The 15739-nt window shown below is 66.3% G+C and carries 14 protein-coding genes; 7 read left to right on the forward strand and 7 right to left on the reverse strand.

The window, feature by feature from the left end:
• Nucleotides 1-31: 31 nt before the first annotated feature.
• From C8C99_RS15880 to C8C99_RS15895, 4 genes are all read right to left on the reverse strand, one after another.
• Nucleotides 32-574 carry a shikimate kinase gene (locus C8C99_RS15880; RefSeq protein WP_056643290.1) on the reverse strand — a complete coding sequence of 181 codons (543 nt, stop codon included), beginning with the start codon at nucleotides 572-574 and terminating at the stop codon, nucleotides 32-34.
• Between the two features lie 323 nt (nucleotides 575-897).
• Nucleotides 898-2067 (reverse strand): serine hydrolase, encoded by a 1170-nt coding sequence (locus C8C99_RS15885; RefSeq protein ID WP_108626265.1) that lies wholly within the window; start codon nucleotides 2065-2067, stop codon nucleotides 898-900.
• 107 nt (nucleotides 2068-2174) lie between these two features.
• Nucleotides 2175-3866 carry a long-chain fatty acid--CoA ligase gene (locus tag C8C99_RS15890; protein ID WP_108626266.1) on the reverse strand — a complete coding sequence of 564 codons (1692 nt, stop codon included), beginning with the start codon at nucleotides 3864-3866 and terminating at the stop codon, nucleotides 2175-2177.
• 146 nt (nucleotides 3867-4012) lie between these two features.
• Complete coding sequence (locus C8C99_RS15895) at nucleotides 4013-4786, reverse strand: SDR family oxidoreductase (RefSeq protein WP_056057149.1); 774 nt, start codon at nucleotides 4784-4786, stop codon at nucleotides 4013-4015.
• Nucleotides 4787-5086: 300 nt separating this feature from the next.
• On the opposite strand from C8C99_RS15895, the gene C8C99_RS15900 reads away from it, so the two are divergent.
• Nucleotides 5087-6088 carry a YihY/virulence factor BrkB family protein gene (locus C8C99_RS15900; protein WP_056643279.1) on the forward strand — a complete coding sequence of 334 codons (1002 nt, stop codon included), beginning with the start codon at nucleotides 5087-5089 and terminating at the stop codon, nucleotides 6086-6088.
• A 322-nt stretch (nucleotides 6089-6410) separates the two neighbouring features.
• On the forward strand, nucleotides 6411-7202 hold the full coding sequence (locus tag C8C99_RS15905; protein ID WP_108627202.1) for a glycine zipper 2TM domain-containing protein: 792 nt from the start codon (nucleotides 6411-6413) through the stop codon (nucleotides 7200-7202).
• A 66-nt stretch (nucleotides 7203-7268) separates the two neighbouring features.
• Here C8C99_RS15905 and C8C99_RS15910 read toward each other — a convergent pair whose 3' ends face one another.
• The 3 genes from C8C99_RS15910 to C8C99_RS15920 all read right to left on the reverse strand — a co-directional run bounded on the left by C8C99_RS15910 (nucleotide 7269) and on the right by C8C99_RS15920 (nucleotide 10075).
• Nucleotides 7269-8456, reverse strand: coding sequence for an amidohydrolase family protein (locus tag C8C99_RS15910; protein ID WP_108626267.1), 1188 nt, complete (start codon nucleotides 8454-8456; stop codon nucleotides 7269-7271).
• A gap of 68 nt (nucleotides 8457-8524) precedes the next feature.
• Nucleotides 8525-9247 (reverse strand): TetR/AcrR family transcriptional regulator, encoded by a 723-nt coding sequence (locus C8C99_RS15915; protein ID WP_056643272.1) that lies wholly within the window; start codon nucleotides 9245-9247, stop codon nucleotides 8525-8527.
• Between the two features lie 51 nt (nucleotides 9248-9298).
• Entirely contained in the window at nucleotides 9299-10075 is a 777-nt protein-coding gene (locus tag C8C99_RS15920; RefSeq protein WP_056643268.1) for a ferredoxin--NADP reductase, read from the reverse strand.
• A gap of 399 nt (nucleotides 10076-10474) precedes the next feature.
• Between C8C99_RS15920 and C8C99_RS15925 the strand changes: the two genes are divergently transcribed.
• The 5 genes from C8C99_RS15925 (at nucleotide 10475) to C8C99_RS15945 (ending at nucleotide 15621) form a co-directional block, all read left to right on the forward strand.
• Complete coding sequence (locus C8C99_RS15925; RefSeq protein WP_108626268.1) at nucleotides 10475-12094, forward strand: 6-hydroxynicotinate reductase; 1620 nt, start codon at nucleotides 10475-10477, stop codon at nucleotides 12092-12094.
• A 12-nt stretch (nucleotides 12095-12106) separates the two neighbouring features.
• Nucleotides 12107-13027: a UPF0280 family protein gene (locus tag C8C99_RS15930; RefSeq protein WP_108626269.1), complete on the forward strand. Its 921-nt coding sequence runs from the start codon at nucleotides 12107-12109 to the stop codon at nucleotides 13025-13027.
• Between the two features lie 21 nt (nucleotides 13028-13048).
• Nucleotides 13049-13690, forward strand: a complete 642-nt coding sequence (locus C8C99_RS15935) for an amino acid synthesis family protein (RefSeq protein ID WP_108626270.1) — start codon at nucleotides 13049-13051, stop codon at nucleotides 13688-13690.
• A 54-nt stretch (nucleotides 13691-13744) separates the two neighbouring features.
• Nucleotides 13745-14329: an amino acid synthesis family protein gene (locus tag C8C99_RS15940; RefSeq protein WP_108626271.1), complete on the forward strand. Its 585-nt coding sequence runs from the start codon at nucleotides 13745-13747 to the stop codon at nucleotides 14327-14329.
• An 80-nt stretch (nucleotides 14330-14409) separates the two neighbouring features.
• Nucleotides 14410-15621 (forward strand): ABC transporter substrate-binding protein, encoded by a 1212-nt coding sequence (locus C8C99_RS15945; RefSeq protein WP_015012054.1) that lies wholly within the window; start codon nucleotides 14410-14412, stop codon nucleotides 15619-15621.
• Nucleotides 15622-15739 lie beyond the last annotated feature (118 nt).

Consider the following 15739-nt stretch of genomic DNA (forward strand, 5'->3'; position numbering starts at 1 on the left):
ACCGCGCCCGGACCCCGCACTGCCTTGTCCTTCAGTGCGACCCCGCCCCACCCGCACTCTCCGCCATTTCCAACTGCATCATCACCATGTTGACCAGCGTGTGCACGGACGGCCGCCCGGTCTCGATCACGTAGTGGGCCGTCTCGCGGTACAGGTGGTCGCGCTGGGCGTAAAGGTCGCGCAGCTTGTCCATGGGGTTGCCGCCTTGCAGCAGGGGGCGGGTCTTGTCGTGTTTGACGCGTTTGTAGATTTCTTCGGGCGATGCGCGCAGGTACAGCACGTTGCCGAACTGGCGCAGCACCTCGCGGTTCTCGGGGCGCAGCACAGCGCCGCCGCCGGTGGACAGAACCATGCCGCCGGGCTGGCGGGCCACGTCGGCCAGCACCTGGGCCTCGATGTCGCGGAAGCGGGCTTCGCCTTCGGCCTCGAAGAAGCTGCGGATGGTGGTGCCCAGGGTCTGTTCCAGCCGGTGGTCCAGGTCGATGAAGGGCACGCCCGCCCGGTGGGCTAGTTGCCGGCCGACGGTGGATTTGCCCGAGCCGGGCATGCCGACCAGTGCGCAGCGAATCTGCATAGGTTCAAGAAAGAGGTCTGGGGGACGGGCTTGCGCACTGCGGGTGGAGCTGTGTCGCGTGCCGTGACTGGAGGCCGAGTGTAAGCCTGCCCCCGCGCACCGCATGTCCGGCACGCCCTTCGCAACTGGCGCGACCCAGACCAGTGGACGCCGAGCAAGGGCCGCACCGCAGCGAGGGCGTCGTCCCCCTGCCCGCGCGCAGCGCGAGAGCGGGGGCTGAGGGCCGCGGCTCCGAGCCTGCCTGCGCAGGCTTGGACGGCCTGAAGAGCTGCCGCCTCTGGGGGCAGCCCCGTGGCGCGAAGCTCCTCAGGGCGGTGTCCGAATCACAGTGCTGCGTACACCAACGCCGGATACAGCTCGCACAGATACCGCAGCTGGCCGGGCGCCTGCGTGAGCAGGATGGCGAACAGGTCTTCTGCCGGGTCCACAAAAAAGAAGGTGCCGCCCAGGCCGCTCCAGCTGTAGTGCCCGGCCGATCCGGGGCGGGTGGCCTGGCCCGTGGCGGTGCGCACGGCCACGCCCAGGCCAAAGCCGTAGCCGGTGGGCAGGATGTCGCCCGCCACGGGCAGGCTGCCCAGGTGGTCGGCGGTCATGAAGTCCACCGTGGCGCGGCCCAGCAGGCGAACAGGGGCGCCAAGGCCGTTGGGGCCGTCGGGCCCGGGGGCGGTGCCCCGGCCCAGCATGAGCTGCAAGAAGCGCGCGTAGTCGCTGGCGGTAGACACCAGCCCGCCACCGGCCGACTCGAACACGGGCGGCGCGGTCACCTCAATCAGCGGCATGCCAAGGCCGGTTTGCGGGTCGCGCTCAAAGGCTTCGGCCAGGCGGTGCTGCTGCGCGGCCGGTACCGAAAAGCCCGTGTCGTGCATACCCAGTGGGCCAAACACACGGCGCAGCAGGATGGCGCCCAGGCTTTCGCCCTCGATCACCTCCAGCACCGCACCCAGCACGTCGGTGGCGCGGCTGTATTCCCAGCAGGTGCCGGGCTGGTGGACCAGGGGCAAGGGCCCCAGCGCCGCGACCAGATCGGCGTTGCTGTGGCGGCGCGAGCCAATGCGGGCGGCGCGGTAGGCGTCGGGCACGGTGCCGGCCTCCCATGCGTAGCTCAGGCCGGCGGTGTGGCGCAGCAGGTCGTGCACCGTGGCCTCGCGCTGCACGGGGGCGGTGGTGCCGGTGGCTTCGTCGTATACGCGCTGGCCGGCAAAGGCGGGCAGGTAGTGCGCCACGGGGTGCGACAGCAGCAGGCGGCCTTCTTCCATGAGCATCATCGCCACCAGCGAGGCGATGGGCTTGGTCATGGAATAGATGCGGAACACCGTGTCGGGCGCCATGGCGGGCACCGCCGATTCGGCGCTGGGCGGGCGCTGGTGGCCCACCGCCGTGTGCAGCACCGTGTGGCCCCGGTGGTGGATGAGGGCCACGGCACCGGGCAGCAGGCCCTGGTCCACATGGGTTTGCAGCACGGAGCGCAGGCGGGCGAGGGCGGTGGGGTTCATGGCGGGTGGAAGTGGGTTTTGAGGTAATTTTGGCCGGTAGCGCTAGTGCAAATTACGCTGGCAGCTATCAAAAACAGAGCAAATCTGGCAGACCTTGAATGCGGGTTTCAGGGCGTCGCATTGGCCGCGCGGCTGCGTTCCTGCTCTTGCAGTTCGCGCCATTGCACCTTGCCCGTGCCGGACTTGGGCAGGCTGTCCACCAGCTGCACGATGCGCGGGCTTTTGTAGGCGGCCATGTGTTCGTGGCTCCAGTCGATGATGGACTGCTCGCTCACCTTGCCCTGGAAGGCGTCGCGCAGCACGACCAGGGCCTTGACGGTCTCGCCCCGGCGCTCGTCGTGCGCCGCGATCACGCACACCTCCTGGATGGCGGGGTGGGCGTACATCATGGCCTCGACCTCGGCGGGCCAGACCTTGAAGCCCGATGCATTGATCATGCGCTTGAGCCGGTCCACCATGAAGAAGTAGCCGTCCTCATCCACCTGCGCCAGGTCGCCCGTGCGCAGAAAGCGCTTGCTGTCTAGCGTCACAAAGCTGTCGGCGGTGGCCTGCGGGTTGTTCCAGTAGCCCCGCATGACCTGCGGGCCGTGCACCACGATCTCGCCAATCTCGCCCGGGGGCAGTTCGGCGAACGTGGCCGGGTCCACCACGCGCGCATCCACGTCGAACACCGGGATGCCCAGGCACTGCGGCTTAGGGCGGTGCGGCGGGTTGATGTGGGTAGCGGCCATGGTTTCAGACATGCCGTAGCCCTCCACATAGTCGAGCCCGGTCAGGTCCTTCAGCTGCTGCGCCACGGCCTTGGGCATGGCCGCGCCGCCGCCGCGTATGGCCTGGATGCTGCTGATGTCGTAGTCGGCGATGCGCGGGTTGGCCAGAAAGTCCACCACCATGGTCGAGATGGCCTGCCAGATCGTGACCCGGTAGCGCTGGATGAGCTGGGCAGCCGCGTCACGGTCCCAGCGCGGCAGCACGACCACGGTGGCGCCCACAAACAGCGGCCCGTTCATGCTGCCCGACAGGCCGGTGACGTGGAACAGCGGCAGCACCGCGAGGTAGGTCGAATCCTGCGTGCGCGCAAACCACTGCACTCCGCCCACCAGCGTGCTCATGGCGCTGCGGTGCGTGTGCATGCAGCCCTTGGGGTGGCCCGTGGTGCCCGAGGTGTAGGGCATCACGCACAGGTCGTCGGGTCCGGTGGTGATGGGGCCGGGGGAGCGCTGCTGCGCCAGCATGTCGCTCCACAGCGTGACGCCGGGGGCATCAATCGCCTGGCGCGGTGCGCTGACGAAAGCAGGCACGGGCAGGTCGGTGGGCACCTGCAGGTAGTCGCTGTAGGCGGCCACGATCAGGTGCTTCAGCTTGCCTTCGCTCCCAGCAGCATCCACCAGCGGCTGCGCCTGCGCGTGCAGGTCCTGCGGCACAAAGGCCACGGTGGCGCCGCTGTCGTGCACGTAGTGGCGAAGCTCGTCGGTGCGGTTCATGGGGTTCACCGGCACCACCACCGCATTGGCGCGCAGGATGCCGTAGAACGCCAGAATCCACTGCGGGCTGTTCTGCATGTACAGCAGCACCCGGTCGCCCGCCTTCACGCCACACACCTGCTGCAAGAAGCCTGCGATGTGCTCGGCCTGCTGCTGGAACTGGCGGAAGGTCACCAGCGTGTCGTAGAACACCAGAAAAGGCTTGTCCGGGTAGCGCGCGGCCGACACCTCGGCGTTGTGGAACAGGTGCGTCTGCGGCAGCGTGAGGTGGCGCGACAGGCCGGGCGGCCAGTGGGCGAGGTGGCGGTCGGACATGGGATACGGAACTCTGGGTTGATTCGTGCGGGGTACAGGCCGGGCAAAACAGGGCACAACTCAGGCGAGGGACGGCCAGCAAGGGCCGCCCCGCAGCCAAGGCCGTCGTCCCCCTGAGGGGGAAGGCGCGCAGCGCCTCAGGGGGCTCAAATCAAGCTAGCGCCACCATCCACCACGATGCTTTCACCCGTGATGTGCCGAGAGGCGTTGGACGCCAGAAACACCACCGCGCCCTTGAGGTCCTCTTCGCCGCCAATGCGGCGCAGCGGCGTGCGCTCGATCATTGCCGGGCCCAGCTTTTCGATGAGGCCGCTGGCCATTTTGCTGGGGAAGAAGCCGGGGCAGATCGCATTGACGCGAACGCCGTAGTGCCCCCATTCGGACGCCAGCGTGCGCGCAAAGTGCAGCGCGGCGGCCTTGGAGGTGTTGTAGGCAATGGTGTTCATGCCCGGGGGCGTGCCCTTGAGCGCGGCCACCGAGGCCGTGACGATGATCGAGCCCTTGCCGCGCGGGATCATGCAGCGCTTGCCCACTTCGCGCGACAGGAAGAACGGCGCGCTCACGTTCAGGTCCATCACCTTGTGCCAGGCGGCGTCGGGGTAGTCCTCGGCCTTGGCGCCCCAGGTGGCGCCCGCGTTGTTGACCAAAATGTCGATGGTGCCAAAGCGTTCGACCACCTGGTCCACCAGGCCGGGGATGTCCTCGGTCTTTTGCAGGTCGTTCACCACGGTCAGCACCTCGTAGCCCATGCCTTCCAGGTGCTTTTTGGCCTCGGCCAGCTCATCGGCCTTGCGCGCGGTGATGGCGAGTTTGGCGCCCATTTCGCCCAGGGCTTCGGCCATCTGCAGGCCCAGGCCGCGCGAGCCGCCGGTGACCAGGGCGACCTGGCCGGTGAGATCGAAGAGTTGCTTGACGCTCATGGAGAAAACGCTTTCGTGCAGAGAGAGGGTGAAGGTGAATGAATGCCCGATCCCGGGTCCCGGTGGCTCGTGGCGCGCCGGGTGGGGTGAAGGGGGGCGGGGAAGGCGGCGGTGGCCGCCGTGCAGGTCGATTGGTCAGCGCTTCATGCTAGCCCCGCACCCGCCCGGTGTAAAACCGGCGCTGTCACCTTTGAAACTCTGGGCGCTGCCGCTTTTCTCGCCGGGTGTGGGATGGCGCCTACCCCCGCTTGCGGCCACGGCGGATGGACGGATGAGCGCCATGGCCCTAGGCTCGCGGGGATGAACGAGTCTTCCCCGCCCCTAGCGACAACCCCCTGGCTTGCCCGCATGGCCCAGCCCTTGCAGCCGCTGTGGCGCTTGGTGCAGCCGTTCTGGCGCGCCGCGCAGATGTGGTTGGACGCCGACGGGCTGCGCATGAGCGCGGCCATGTCGTTCTACGGCATGCTGAGCCTGGCGCCCCTGCTGCTCTTGCTGGTGGGCGTGCTGGGCTGGTGGGTGGACCGTAGCTACCTGGAGAGCAGCCTGGTCGCCCAGGTGCAGTCGGTGATGGGCCAGCAGGTGGCCGATGTGGTGCGCCAGGCCCTGACCAGCGCCCGGGCGCCTTCAGAGGGGCGGCTGGCATCGATCATCGGTTTTGGGGTCCTGGTCTCGGGGGCCACCGGGGTGTTTGTGGAGCTGCAGTCCGCGCTGGAGCGGCTGTGGCGCAAGGAGGGCTACACGCCGCCCCTGCGCGCCGCGTGGTGGCGCATGGCGTCGCTGCGGCTGCGGGGGCTGGCTTATGTGCTGGCGTTGGGGTTCTTGCTGCTGGTGTCGCTGGCGCTGTCCACCTTGATCCACCTGCTGGCGGGCTGGGCCGGGCAGCGCTTGGCCACAGCCCATCTGCCCGCATTGGCACCCCTGGCGCCGCTGCTGCAGCTGGTCAACGAAGCCATTGCCTTCGGGCTGGCCGTGGCGCTGTTTGTGGGGCTCATGCGCATCGGCGCGGGCCCCAAGCCGTCGCTGCGCTACCTGGTGATGGGCGCCGTGGTGGGCGCCACGCTGTTCACGGTGGGCAAGCAGCTGCTGGCCTGGTACCTGTCCACCGCCGCCGTGGTGTCGGCCTACGGCGCGGCGGGCTCGCTGGTGGTGCTGCTGATGTGGATCTACTTTTCGTCGGCCATCCTGCTGTTTTCTGCCAGTTGCGCCCAGGCCCTGGAGGATGCCCTGCACTCGGGCCCCCGCCGCCCGGCGGCGCTGGCGCGGTGGGCGGCATTGGCCCGTGCGCGGGCGCAGGGGCTGTAAATGTTGGCAACAGTGGGTTTTGCATGGAACACAGGGCATTGCCGTGGCCCCGCTGGCGGCGCGGGCCGTGTCCCGGGCGCTGGCCTGCGATGCAAGTGGGCCCATTGCTCGGGGCCCTGCGAGCCAAAGTTAGCCATAGGCGGCTTACCGCTGCTTACGGTCGCTTACAAAGCGGCCGCACCGCAGTGCCTGTGGCTGTGTACCTTTGCACCATCCGGCCCGTTGAACGACCACGGCCCCCCGCCCCGGCAGGCGCATCGAGCCTCCTCGCGCACCCGCCGCCCTGCGGACACCTCCTACCACATTGCACAAGGAAATGACCATGAACCTGACGGTTTCTACTCCCACCCCGCCCGCAACCGCCGCAGCCCCTGCCGGTTCGGCCATGAAATGGATGTGGGCGGCCATTGGCGTGCTGGGCGTGAGCGTGCTGGCCCTGGGCGCCACTCTGGTGATGCAAAACCGCACGCCCTCGGCGGCCGATGCGGCATCTCCCGCCACTCTGGCGGCCGCCCCCCGCACGCCCGAATCCCAGATCATTGATGAAAAGCGGGCGCAAGCGCCGGTTGTATCTGGTCAAGGCGCTATGAATAGCGGAGCAAACTACCGTCCGCAGGCGGGTGGCAGCGCAGGCCGATCCGGTGACATGGCGGGCAGCATGGCCCCCGGAGGGGTGGCGCAGCCCGTGCGTGCAGCGGCGCCCCTGTGCCAAAGCTGCGGCCGTGTCGAGTCCGTGCAGGCCGTTCAACAGGCTGCCCCTGCCACAGGCGTGGGTGCTGTAGCTGGTGGCGTGCTGGGCGCGGTGGTAGGCAACCAGATCGGCAAGGGCAGCGGCCGCACCGCCGCCACCGTGCTGGGTGCCGTGGGCGGCGGTTACGTGGGCCACAAGGTCGAGGAGCGCAGCCGCACCCACACGGTGTACCAGATCGCCGTGCGCATGGAAGACGGTTCGCTGCGCCACTTCCAGCGCGCTGAGCCCACGGCGGTGGGCACGCCCGTCGTGCTGCAAGGCAAGGGCTTCCGTGTGGACCAGGGGGGTCAGGCGCGCGCCGCAGACCCCTATGGCCAGCCGCAGCCTCAGCCGGGCGCGGTGCGGGTGTCTGACACTTACTGAGTCAGCTGCTTCAAGAAAGACAAAAGCCCGCAGATGCGGGCTTTTGTCTTTCTTGCCTGAGCCTGGTTAGAGAACCACCGGAATCTCGGTCGCAGGCGGCGTGTTGCGGCTGCGTCCACAGCGCACCAGGCCATCGATCATCACCATGCCAATGCCCGGGATGTCGCCCAGCTGCACGCTCTCCAGCAGCGTGGCGCCCGCAGTGTGCTGCGCCCGGTCCATGAACACAAAGTCGGCCGCGCGGCCCACTTCGACCAGGCCACAGTTCAGGTTGCGGATGCGCGCCGTGTTGCCGGTTGCAAAGCAGAACACCAGCTCGGCCGGGATGTCGGCAAAGCTCGATATCAGCGCAATCATGCGCAGCATGCCCAGTGGCTGCACGCCTGAGCCCGCCGGGCCGTCTGTGCCCAGGATCACGCGGTGCGGGCACTTGAGTTCGATGGCCGCGCGGGCGGCCTGGATGGCGATCTTCTCGTTGCCGTTGTGCACCAGCTCGATCGCGCGGGACGACTTCTCGCACAGCTCGCACACATGCTTCCAGGGCAGGGAGGTGTGGCCGCCGTTGATGTGACCGATCACGTCGGCATCGGCCTCCAGCACCACGTCCTTGTCGATCAGGCCCGAGCCCGGGATGGACGGGCCGCCCGTGTGGATGGTGCTCTGGATGCCGTGCTTGCGCGCCCAGGCCACCATTTGCTGGGCCTCGTAGCCCGCCTTGACGGAGCCCAGGCCCACTTCGCCCAGCAGGGTCACACCGGCATCGGCCAGGTCCTTGAAGTCCTGTTCGGTCATGCCTTTTTCGATGACGGGGGCGCCCGCGATCACCTTCACACCACCGGGGCGGAAGTTGTCGAACGAGCGCTGCGCCGTGATGGCCAGCGCCTTGAGGCCCACGATGTCCTTGGGGCGGCCGGGCAGGTGCACTTCACCGGCCGAGACCATGGTGGTCACGCCGCCGTTCATGGTCGAGTCGATCCACCCGATCTGGTTCTGGCGCGGCGTCCAGTCGCCAAACACCGGATGCACGTGGCTGTCGATCAGACCGGGCGCCACGCAGGTCTGGCGCGCGTCGATCACGGTGTTGGCGTGGTCGGTGTCGCAGTCCTTGTAGCGGCCCACGGCCACGATGAGTCCGTCGTTGACGACGATGGTGTCGGCGTCGAGGATGGGGCGGTCCAGGTCGCCCGACAACAAAAGACCGATGTTCTGGATGACGACCTTGCCTGACTTGCCGCCGGCTGCTGCTTCTGCCATGGATTCTCCTCGTGGGGTGGTGAGCGGGGCGCCATGCGGCGCTCCGCAGGGAAAAATCTCTTGTCGATTCAGGCCGTTGCTGTTGCCTTGCCCTTGGGCAGGCTGGGGCCGGGCGCCACGGTGCGCAGCACGCTGTCGATGACGAAGGATTCCCAGTGCGCCAATGCATCGGGCGTCTCCAGGTCTTCGCCCAGAAAGGCCGACAGCGTGTGCCGGTTGGACATGTAGAAGTAGCCCGTGGCGGCGATCAGCAGGTATACGTCGCGCGCCGACACGTCTTTGCGGAACAGTCCCTGCGCCTGGCCGCTTTCGAGCACGCGGCGGATCACCTCGATGGCGGGCGACGAGTATTCGCGGGCGCGCATCGACTTGGAGATGTGCTTGCCCTTGTGCAGGTTCTCGGTGTTGAGCAGCGTGATGAACTCGGGGTTCTTGCGGTAGTAGCCCACCACAAAGCGGATCACGGCCTGCAGTGCCTCGACCGGTTTGGCGGTGTCCAGATCCAGTTTGGATTCCGCATCGTTCATGCGCCGGTAGGTTTCTTCCAGCACCTCGATGAACAGGCCTTCCTTGCTGCCGAAGTAGTAATAGATCATCCGGTCGAAGGACTTGGCTGCCTTGGAGATCTTCTCCACGCTGCCGCCTTCGTAGCCGTAGCGGGCGAACACCTTGGTCGCCGCTTTCAGGATGTTGTCGCGCGTGGTCTGTGCGGCCTGTTCACGCACGCCCGTCTTGCGGGTTGATGCGGAGCGGGGGGACGCGGTCCGGGTCTTGGTGGGAGTGGCAGACATGGCGGGTCCTGGTGGATGACGCGGGCCCCGGGGGAGGGGCCTGCCGGGGGATCACTGCTCTGCGAACGCGCGCTCGATCACGAAGTCACCGGGCTTCGTGGTGTTGCCCTCATTGAAACCGCGCGCTTCCATCATGTGCTTGAGGTCGCGCAGCATCTCGGGGCTGCCGCAGATCATCACGCGGTCTTCGGCGGGGTTGAGTGCGGGCAGGCCCAGGTCGCGGGCGAGCTGGCCGTTTTCGATCACGGTGGTCACACGGCCCTGGTGTTTGAACTCCTCGCGCGTCACCGTGGGGTAGTACTTGAGTTGCTTGGTGACCATCTCGCCCAGAAACTCGTGCTGCGGCAGTTCCTGGGTGATGTAGTCGTGGTAGGCCAGTTCCTTCACCTCGCGCACACCGTGCACCAGGATGACTTCCTCGAACTTCTCGTAGGTCTCGGGGTCGCGGATCAGGCTCAGGAACGGGGCCACGCCCGTGCCGGTGGAGAGCATGTACAGGCGTTTGGCAGGCAGCAGGTAGTCGATCAGCAGGGTTCCCGTGGGCTTCTTGCCCACCACGATGGTGTCGCCCACCTTGATGTGCTGCAGGCGCGAGGTCAGCGGGCCGTCGGGCACCTTGATGGACAGGAACTCCAGGTGCTCTTCGTAGTTGGGGCTCACGATGCTGTAGGCGCGCAGCAGGGGTTTGCCGTTCTCGCCGCGCAGGCCAATCATCGTGAAATGCCCGTTGGAAAAGCGCAGCGCGGTGTCGCGCGTGGTGGTGAAGGAGAAAAGGCGGTCGGTCCAGTGGTGGACCGTCAGGACGCGTTCGTCAAGAAAGGCGCTCATGGTGCGTTAGATGGAAAAGTTGGAAGCAAATACGAAAAAGCAGCTGAAGTGCTGGCCTGGAAACGCCTTAGAACAAGGTTTCCGGGCCGGATGGCTTGTGGCTCGCAACCCTCCATTGTTCCGCATCTCGCAAACACACCTTTCTCGGCGTGGTTGAAGGCCGCCGGACAGCCTGGTTCGGGTGTCGGCACCAAATGCGGACATTCGTCTTTGCGTGCGTCATTTTGGGGCTCCTCATGCACCGTTTTTGGGGGTGCGAAAACACCATTGCAGAGTCTTATTGATTCCGCTACATTGACATCAAATGTAGCGTTCACAACATTTAAGTTAAGTGAATGCTACACAAAATGCAATGCGCATACAAGCACTTGCGACAAGAGCAATGAATGGGCCGTCAAGATGACTGAACACACCAAGACCGATGGGCTGCCGGGCATGGATGCGCCAGATCTGCCGCAGGTGCTGGAGCGCGCCCGACCGCGCAACGACCGCATGAATGCTGCCAAGGTCGAGTGCAATGCGTGCCCGGTGCTGTGCCAGATTTCCGAGGGCCGGGCCGGTGCATGCGACCGCTATGCCAACCATGCGGGCGTGCTGGTGCGGCTGGACCCGGTGGTGTTGCTGCGCAAGACGCTGGAATCCGGCGAGGCCACGCTGGTGCCGTTTGCGGGCCGCGCCGAGGCTGCAGAAGGTGCCGGGACCGCAGTGGCTCCTGAACCCGCATGGAACGGCGATCTATTGCTGTCGGAAGAAGTGTTTGTGACAGGCGTGGGATCGTCCACCACCTACCCTGACTACAAACCTGCGCCCTTCATCGTGGGCTCCCAAACCGATGGCGTGGACATGGTCACCGTGGTCACCGAGGGCATCTTCAGCTACTGCAGCTTCAAGGTGAAGATCGACACCGACCGCTTCCTCGGCTCCGAACAGGCCAACGTGCGCTGCAAGGGCGAGGTGGTGGGGCATGTGACCACGGCCGAATACGGCTCGCAGATGCTGTCGCTGGGTGGTGTGCACCACCTCACGGGTGGCACCAAGAAGGAAGGCCGCATCACCGCCGAGATGATGCAAGCCCTGGGCAACAAGCAGGCGGTGGAGTTCACCATCGACGGTGGCTCGCAGCTCGTGATCCAGGCTGGGCGCGCGCCCATCGTCAATGGCGTGGCCGAGCAGCGCATGCGTGTGGGCTGCGGTTCTGCGGCCATCGGCATCTTTGCGCGCCAGTTCTTTGGCCATGCAGATGAGGTGGTGGTGGTGGACGACCACATCACCGGCGTGCTCACCGAGCACCAGGCGGGTCGTTGCCTGGACATGAAGCCATCGGGCATCCAGATGCGCGGGCGCAAGTCCACGCCGGGCCGTTACTTCCAGGTGGCCAACCCGGGCACCGGCTGGGGCGGCACCGACATTGCTGACCCGCTGTCCATCATTGAGGGCTGGGACGAATCCGTGGCCTGGCCGGGGCTGCGCCTGTTGATGACCTCCACCACCGGGGAGCATGCCTCCTGGTACGTGCTGGACGCGCAACTCCATCCGGTGGAGGCCGAGATGCCCGCCGAAGTGCGCCGCATCGTGGACCGCATTGGTGAAAACTGCGAGCCCTCGCTGGCTTCCGTGCTGTTCCTCGGCGGTGCAGGCGGCAGCCTGCGCGCAGGGGTGACCGAAAACCCGGTGCTGCTCACCCGCTCCATCAAGAACGCGCTGGTCAACGTGACCTGTGGCGGTGCCCCGGCCTATGTGTGGCCGGGCGGCGGTATCACCGTGATGGCCGACGTGCTGCGCATGCCAGACAACAGCTTTGGCACCGTGCCCACGCCCGCCATCGTGGCGCCCATCGAGTTCAGCATGCGCCGTGCGGACTACGAAGCGCTGGGCGGGCACACCGAACAGATCCGCAGCCTGCGCGACATACTGGAGCGCGGTGCGTGGCACAACGACGGTGCCCCGCAGGCGCGCGTGTGGCAAACCTTGCCCGCTGCCAACCCGTGGCCGCTGGGTCGCCCACCTCTGCTGGGTTGAGTGGGTCGCGCCGTGAACGCTTGCCGCAATCTCCTGTCCGACGGCCGTTGGCATTTCCAGCATGGCCCGATGGACCTTATCCTCCAGGCCGAAGGGGCGCGCGACGCCGTGGCCCTGGCGCATGAGCGTGCGTGGCAGCGTTTTGAAGGGCTGCTGCAGGAGCTGGTGAATGAACTCCCCGGCCTGCGGGCGCCGGTGGGTGCGCATTGCACGTTGCAGGGCGCGGTGGCGCGCCGCATGTGGGCCGCCTGCAGCCCTTATCGCGCAGGCTTCATCACATCGATGGCGGCGGTGGCGGGCGCGGTGGCGCAGGAGATTCTGGCCTGCTACGAACAGCCGGGCATAGACCGCGCCTGGATCAACAACGGCGGCGACATTGCGCTGCACCTGGCGCCGGGCCAGTCGGTCACGGTGGGGGTGTACGCTGACATCGCCGCACTGAATGCTGCACAGTTGCGCAACGGACTCGTACTGGATGGACAGATCCGCATCGACAGCGCCATGCCAGTGCGCGGTGTGGCCACTAGTGGCTGGCGCGGGCGCAGCCAGTCGCTCGGCATTGCCGACAGCGTGACGGTGCTGGCGCGCACGGCGGCGCAGGCCGATGCAGCGGCAACCATCGTGGCGAACGCGGTGAATGTGGCCGATGTGCGGATTGTGCGCAGGCCCGCATACCAGGTGCGGGACGACAGTGACCTGGGTGTCATCCCTGTCACCGTAGATGTCCCCGCCTTGCCCAAAGAGCTGGTGAGCCGGGCCTTGCACCAGGGGCTGCAAAAAGCGCAAGAATTGCAGTCCAGCGGCCTGCTGTGGTTTGCACTGCTGGCATGCCAGGGCCAGTGGGTGGCGACCTCGGCGCCCCAAGCCCTGACGGGAGCGGCGTTGCCGCGGGGTGCAGAGAAGGAATCGGAAGTTGGTTCAGTATTTGCTTAACGAATTGCACAGGTCTCCAGAATGATCCAGATACGACGCGTTTTCACCCATCTTGAGGAAATCCGGCACGAATTCGGGCCGGTGGCCGACGTGCCGCTGCTGCGTGGTGCCATCGGCGCGGTGCTGACCAACCCGTTTGCGGGACGGTACGAGCCCGACATCCTCCCCATGATGGACGCGCTGCAGGACGTGGGGCTGGACATGGCCCAGCGCCTCCTGAAGGCCATGGGCGTGCTCGCCGAGCGCATCGAGACCTATGGCAAGGGTGCCATCGTGGGCGCGGCCGGCGAGCTGGAGCATGGCGCGCTGTGGCATGTGCCCGGTGGCTACGCCATGCGCGAACTGCTGGGCTGGAAGGGCGACCGCAACGCCTACGCCAAGGGCCAAGCCGAAGAGAAGACGGGGCAGCCCGCCAACGCGTTGTCCATCGTGCCCTCTACCAAGAAAGTGGGCGGCCCCGGCGCGGCGCTGGATGTGCCGCTGACCCATATCAACGCCAGTTACGTGCGCAGCCATTTCGACGCGATCGAAGTGCGTGTTCCGGGCGCGCCCTCCGCCGATGAGATCGTGTTCATACTTGCCATGTCCACGGGACCGCGCATCCATGCCCGTGTCGGCGGGCTCCAGGCGGCAGACATCAGCCAGTGGAACGGCCTGCGCTGAGCAGCGCGCCGACCTGCACACCATCGAACAAGACAAGACCCCAAGGAGCCAAAAATGTCAGCCAAGATTCGAAAGATCATCGTCCAGACCGACGAAGTCCGCGTGGAAATGGGGCGTGACGTTCAGCCCCCGGTGCGCAAGGCGCTGGCCATGGCCGTGATCGAGAACCCCTTTGCCGGACGTTATGTGGAAAACCTCGACGAACTCATCGCCATCGGCGAGGAGCTGGGCGGTCTTCTGGGCGCTCGCTGCGTGCAGGCCCTGGGCATTGAACCCAGCCAAGCCCAGAGCTACGGCAAGGCCGCCATCGTGGGCGAGGCGGGCGAGCTGGAACATGCCGCTGCCATCCTGCACCCCAAGCTGGGCGCACCCCTGCGTGTGGCGGTCGAGAAGGGCGCCGCTCTGGTCCCATCCAGCAAGAAGATGGGAGGCCTGGGCACGGCCATCGACGTTCCCCTGGGCCACAAGGACGCCGCCTACGTGCGCAGCCATTTCGACGCCATGGAAGCCCGTGTGGCCGATGCCCCGCGGGCCAATGAAATCGTGGTGGCCGTTGTCGTGACGGACAGCGGGCGGCCGTTGCCACGTGTCGGTGGCCTCACGGCCTCTGAAATAAAAGGCGTTGACGGCCTGCGCTGAGTCCGGCGCGCGCGCAACACTCACCTGTCCTGTCTTACCCCCGTTCGATCTCTCTCCAACCATCCTTCAGGAGTCTCCCCATGACGATGCGACGAAACCTCATGCGTGCCACGGCTGCGGCTGCATTGGCCCTCACCCTGGCCCCTGTTTTTGCCCAAGGCGTGATCAAGATTGGCGAGGTCAACAGCTACAAGGCACAACCTGCTTTCCTGGAGCCCTACAAGAAAGGCATGGAGCTGGCGGTCGATGAGATCAACGCTGCGGGCGGCGTCAATGGCAAGAAGATCGAACTGATTACGCGCGACGACAACGCCAACCCCGGCGACGCCGTTCGCGTGGCTGAAGAGCTGGTGTCGCGCGAGAAGGTCGATGTGCTGGCGGGCACCTTCCTGTCGAACACCGGCTTGGCGGTGGCCGACTTCGCCAAGCAGAAGAAGTTTTTCTTCCTGGCTGGCGAGCCGCTGACCGACAAGATGACCTGGCAAGGAGGCAACCAGTACACCTTCCGCCTGCGTCCTGGTACCTACATGCAGGCCGCCATGCTGGTGCCCGAGGCCGCCAAGATGAAGAAAAAGCGCTGGGCTGTGGTCTACCCCAACTACGAATACGGGCAGTCTGCCGTGGCGGCCTTCAAACAACTGCTCAAGGCCGCCCAGCCCGACGTGGAGTTTGTGGCCGAACAAGCCACTCCACTGGGCCGGGTGGACGCCGGCAGCGTGGTGCAAGCGCTGTCCGATGCCAAGCCCGACGCCGTCTTCAACGTGCTGTTTGGCGCGGACTTGTCGAAGTTCGTGCGCGAAGGCAACACGCGCGGCCTCTTTAAGGGCATTGAGGTGGTCAGCGTGTTGACGGGCGAACCCGAATACATGGACCCCCTGAAAGACGAGGCCCCCAACGGCTGGCTGGTGACCGGCTATCCCTGGTACGGCATCAACACCCCCGCACACAAGGCGTTCGAGCAGGCCTACCAGGCCAAGTTCAAGGACTACCCGCGTCTGGGCTCGGTGGTGGGCTACAGCATGATCAAGTCGGCCGCGGCCGGTATTGCCAAAGCCAAGAGCACCGACACCGACAAGCTGGTCGCTGCCTTTAAGGGTCTGCAGGTGGACACCCCGTTCGGCAAGATCACCTACCGTCCCGAAGACCACCAGGCCACCATGGGCGCGTTTGTCGGTCGCACCAAGAACGAAGGCGGCAAGGGCGTGATGGTGGATTACGTCTACCTGGATGGCGCTGATGCCAAGTACCAGCCGTCCGCAGCCGACGTGAAGAAGTCGCGAAGCGCTGATTGATTCCCTCTGAGGTCTGAGGCGCCTGCCGCGCCTCGGTCCCGGCAGGCGCTACCTGCAGTCCGGCACCGCCCGGTTCTGCGGGTGCTGGCTGGTGTTGGCTGGAGCACGGCCGGCTTCT

It is taken from the genome of Acidovorax sp. 107, from assembly GCF_003058055.1.
In the GTDB taxonomy this organism is placed as follows: domain Bacteria; phylum Pseudomonadota; class Gammaproteobacteria; order Burkholderiales; family Burkholderiaceae_C; genus Acidovorax.

Excerpts from the sequence above, each read along its gene's own strand:
- C8C99_RS15880 (WP_056643290.1), bottom strand. The coding sequence starts at position 574 with ATGCAGATTCGCTGCGCACTGGTCGGCATGCCCGGCTCGGGCAAATCC.
- C8C99_RS15885 (WP_108626265.1), bottom strand. The coding sequence starts at position 2,067 with ATGAACCCCACCGCCCTCGCCCGCCTGCGCTCCGTGCTGCAAACCCAT.
- C8C99_RS15890 (WP_108626266.1), bottom strand. The coding sequence starts at position 3,866 with ATGTCCGACCGCCACCTCGCCCACTGGCCGCCCGGCCTGTCGCGCCAC.
- C8C99_RS15895 (WP_056057149.1), bottom strand. The coding sequence starts at position 4,786 with ATGAGCGTCAAGCAACTCTTCGATCTCACCGGCCAGGTCGCCCTGGTC.
- C8C99_RS15900 (WP_056643279.1), top strand. The coding sequence starts at position 5,087 with ATGAACGAGTCTTCCCCGCCCCTAGCGACAACCCCCTGGCTTGCCCGC.
- C8C99_RS15905 (WP_108627202.1), top strand. The coding sequence starts at position 6,411 with ATGAACCTGACGGTTTCTACTCCCACCCCGCCCGCAACCGCCGCAGCC.
- C8C99_RS15910 (WP_108626267.1), bottom strand. The coding sequence starts at position 8,456 with ATGGCAGAAGCAGCAGCCGGCGGCAAGTCAGGCAAGGTCGTCATCCAG.
- C8C99_RS15915 (WP_056643272.1), bottom strand. The coding sequence starts at position 9,247 with ATGTCTGCCACTCCCACCAAGACCCGGACCGCGTCCCCCCGCTCCGCA.
- C8C99_RS15920 (WP_056643268.1), bottom strand. The coding sequence starts at position 10,075 with ATGAGCGCCTTTCTTGACGAACGCGTCCTGACGGTCCACCACTGGACC.
- C8C99_RS15925 (WP_108626268.1), top strand. The coding sequence starts at position 10,475 with ATGACTGAACACACCAAGACCGATGGGCTGCCGGGCATGGATGCGCCA.
- C8C99_RS15935 (WP_108626270.1), top strand. The coding sequence starts at position 13,049 with ATGATCCAGATACGACGCGTTTTCACCCATCTTGAGGAAATCCGGCAC.
- C8C99_RS15940 (WP_108626271.1), top strand. The coding sequence starts at position 13,745 with ATGTCAGCCAAGATTCGAAAGATCATCGTCCAGACCGACGAAGTCCGC.
- C8C99_RS15945 (WP_015012054.1), top strand. The coding sequence starts at position 14,410 with ATGACGATGCGACGAAACCTCATGCGTGCCACGGCTGCGGCTGCATTG.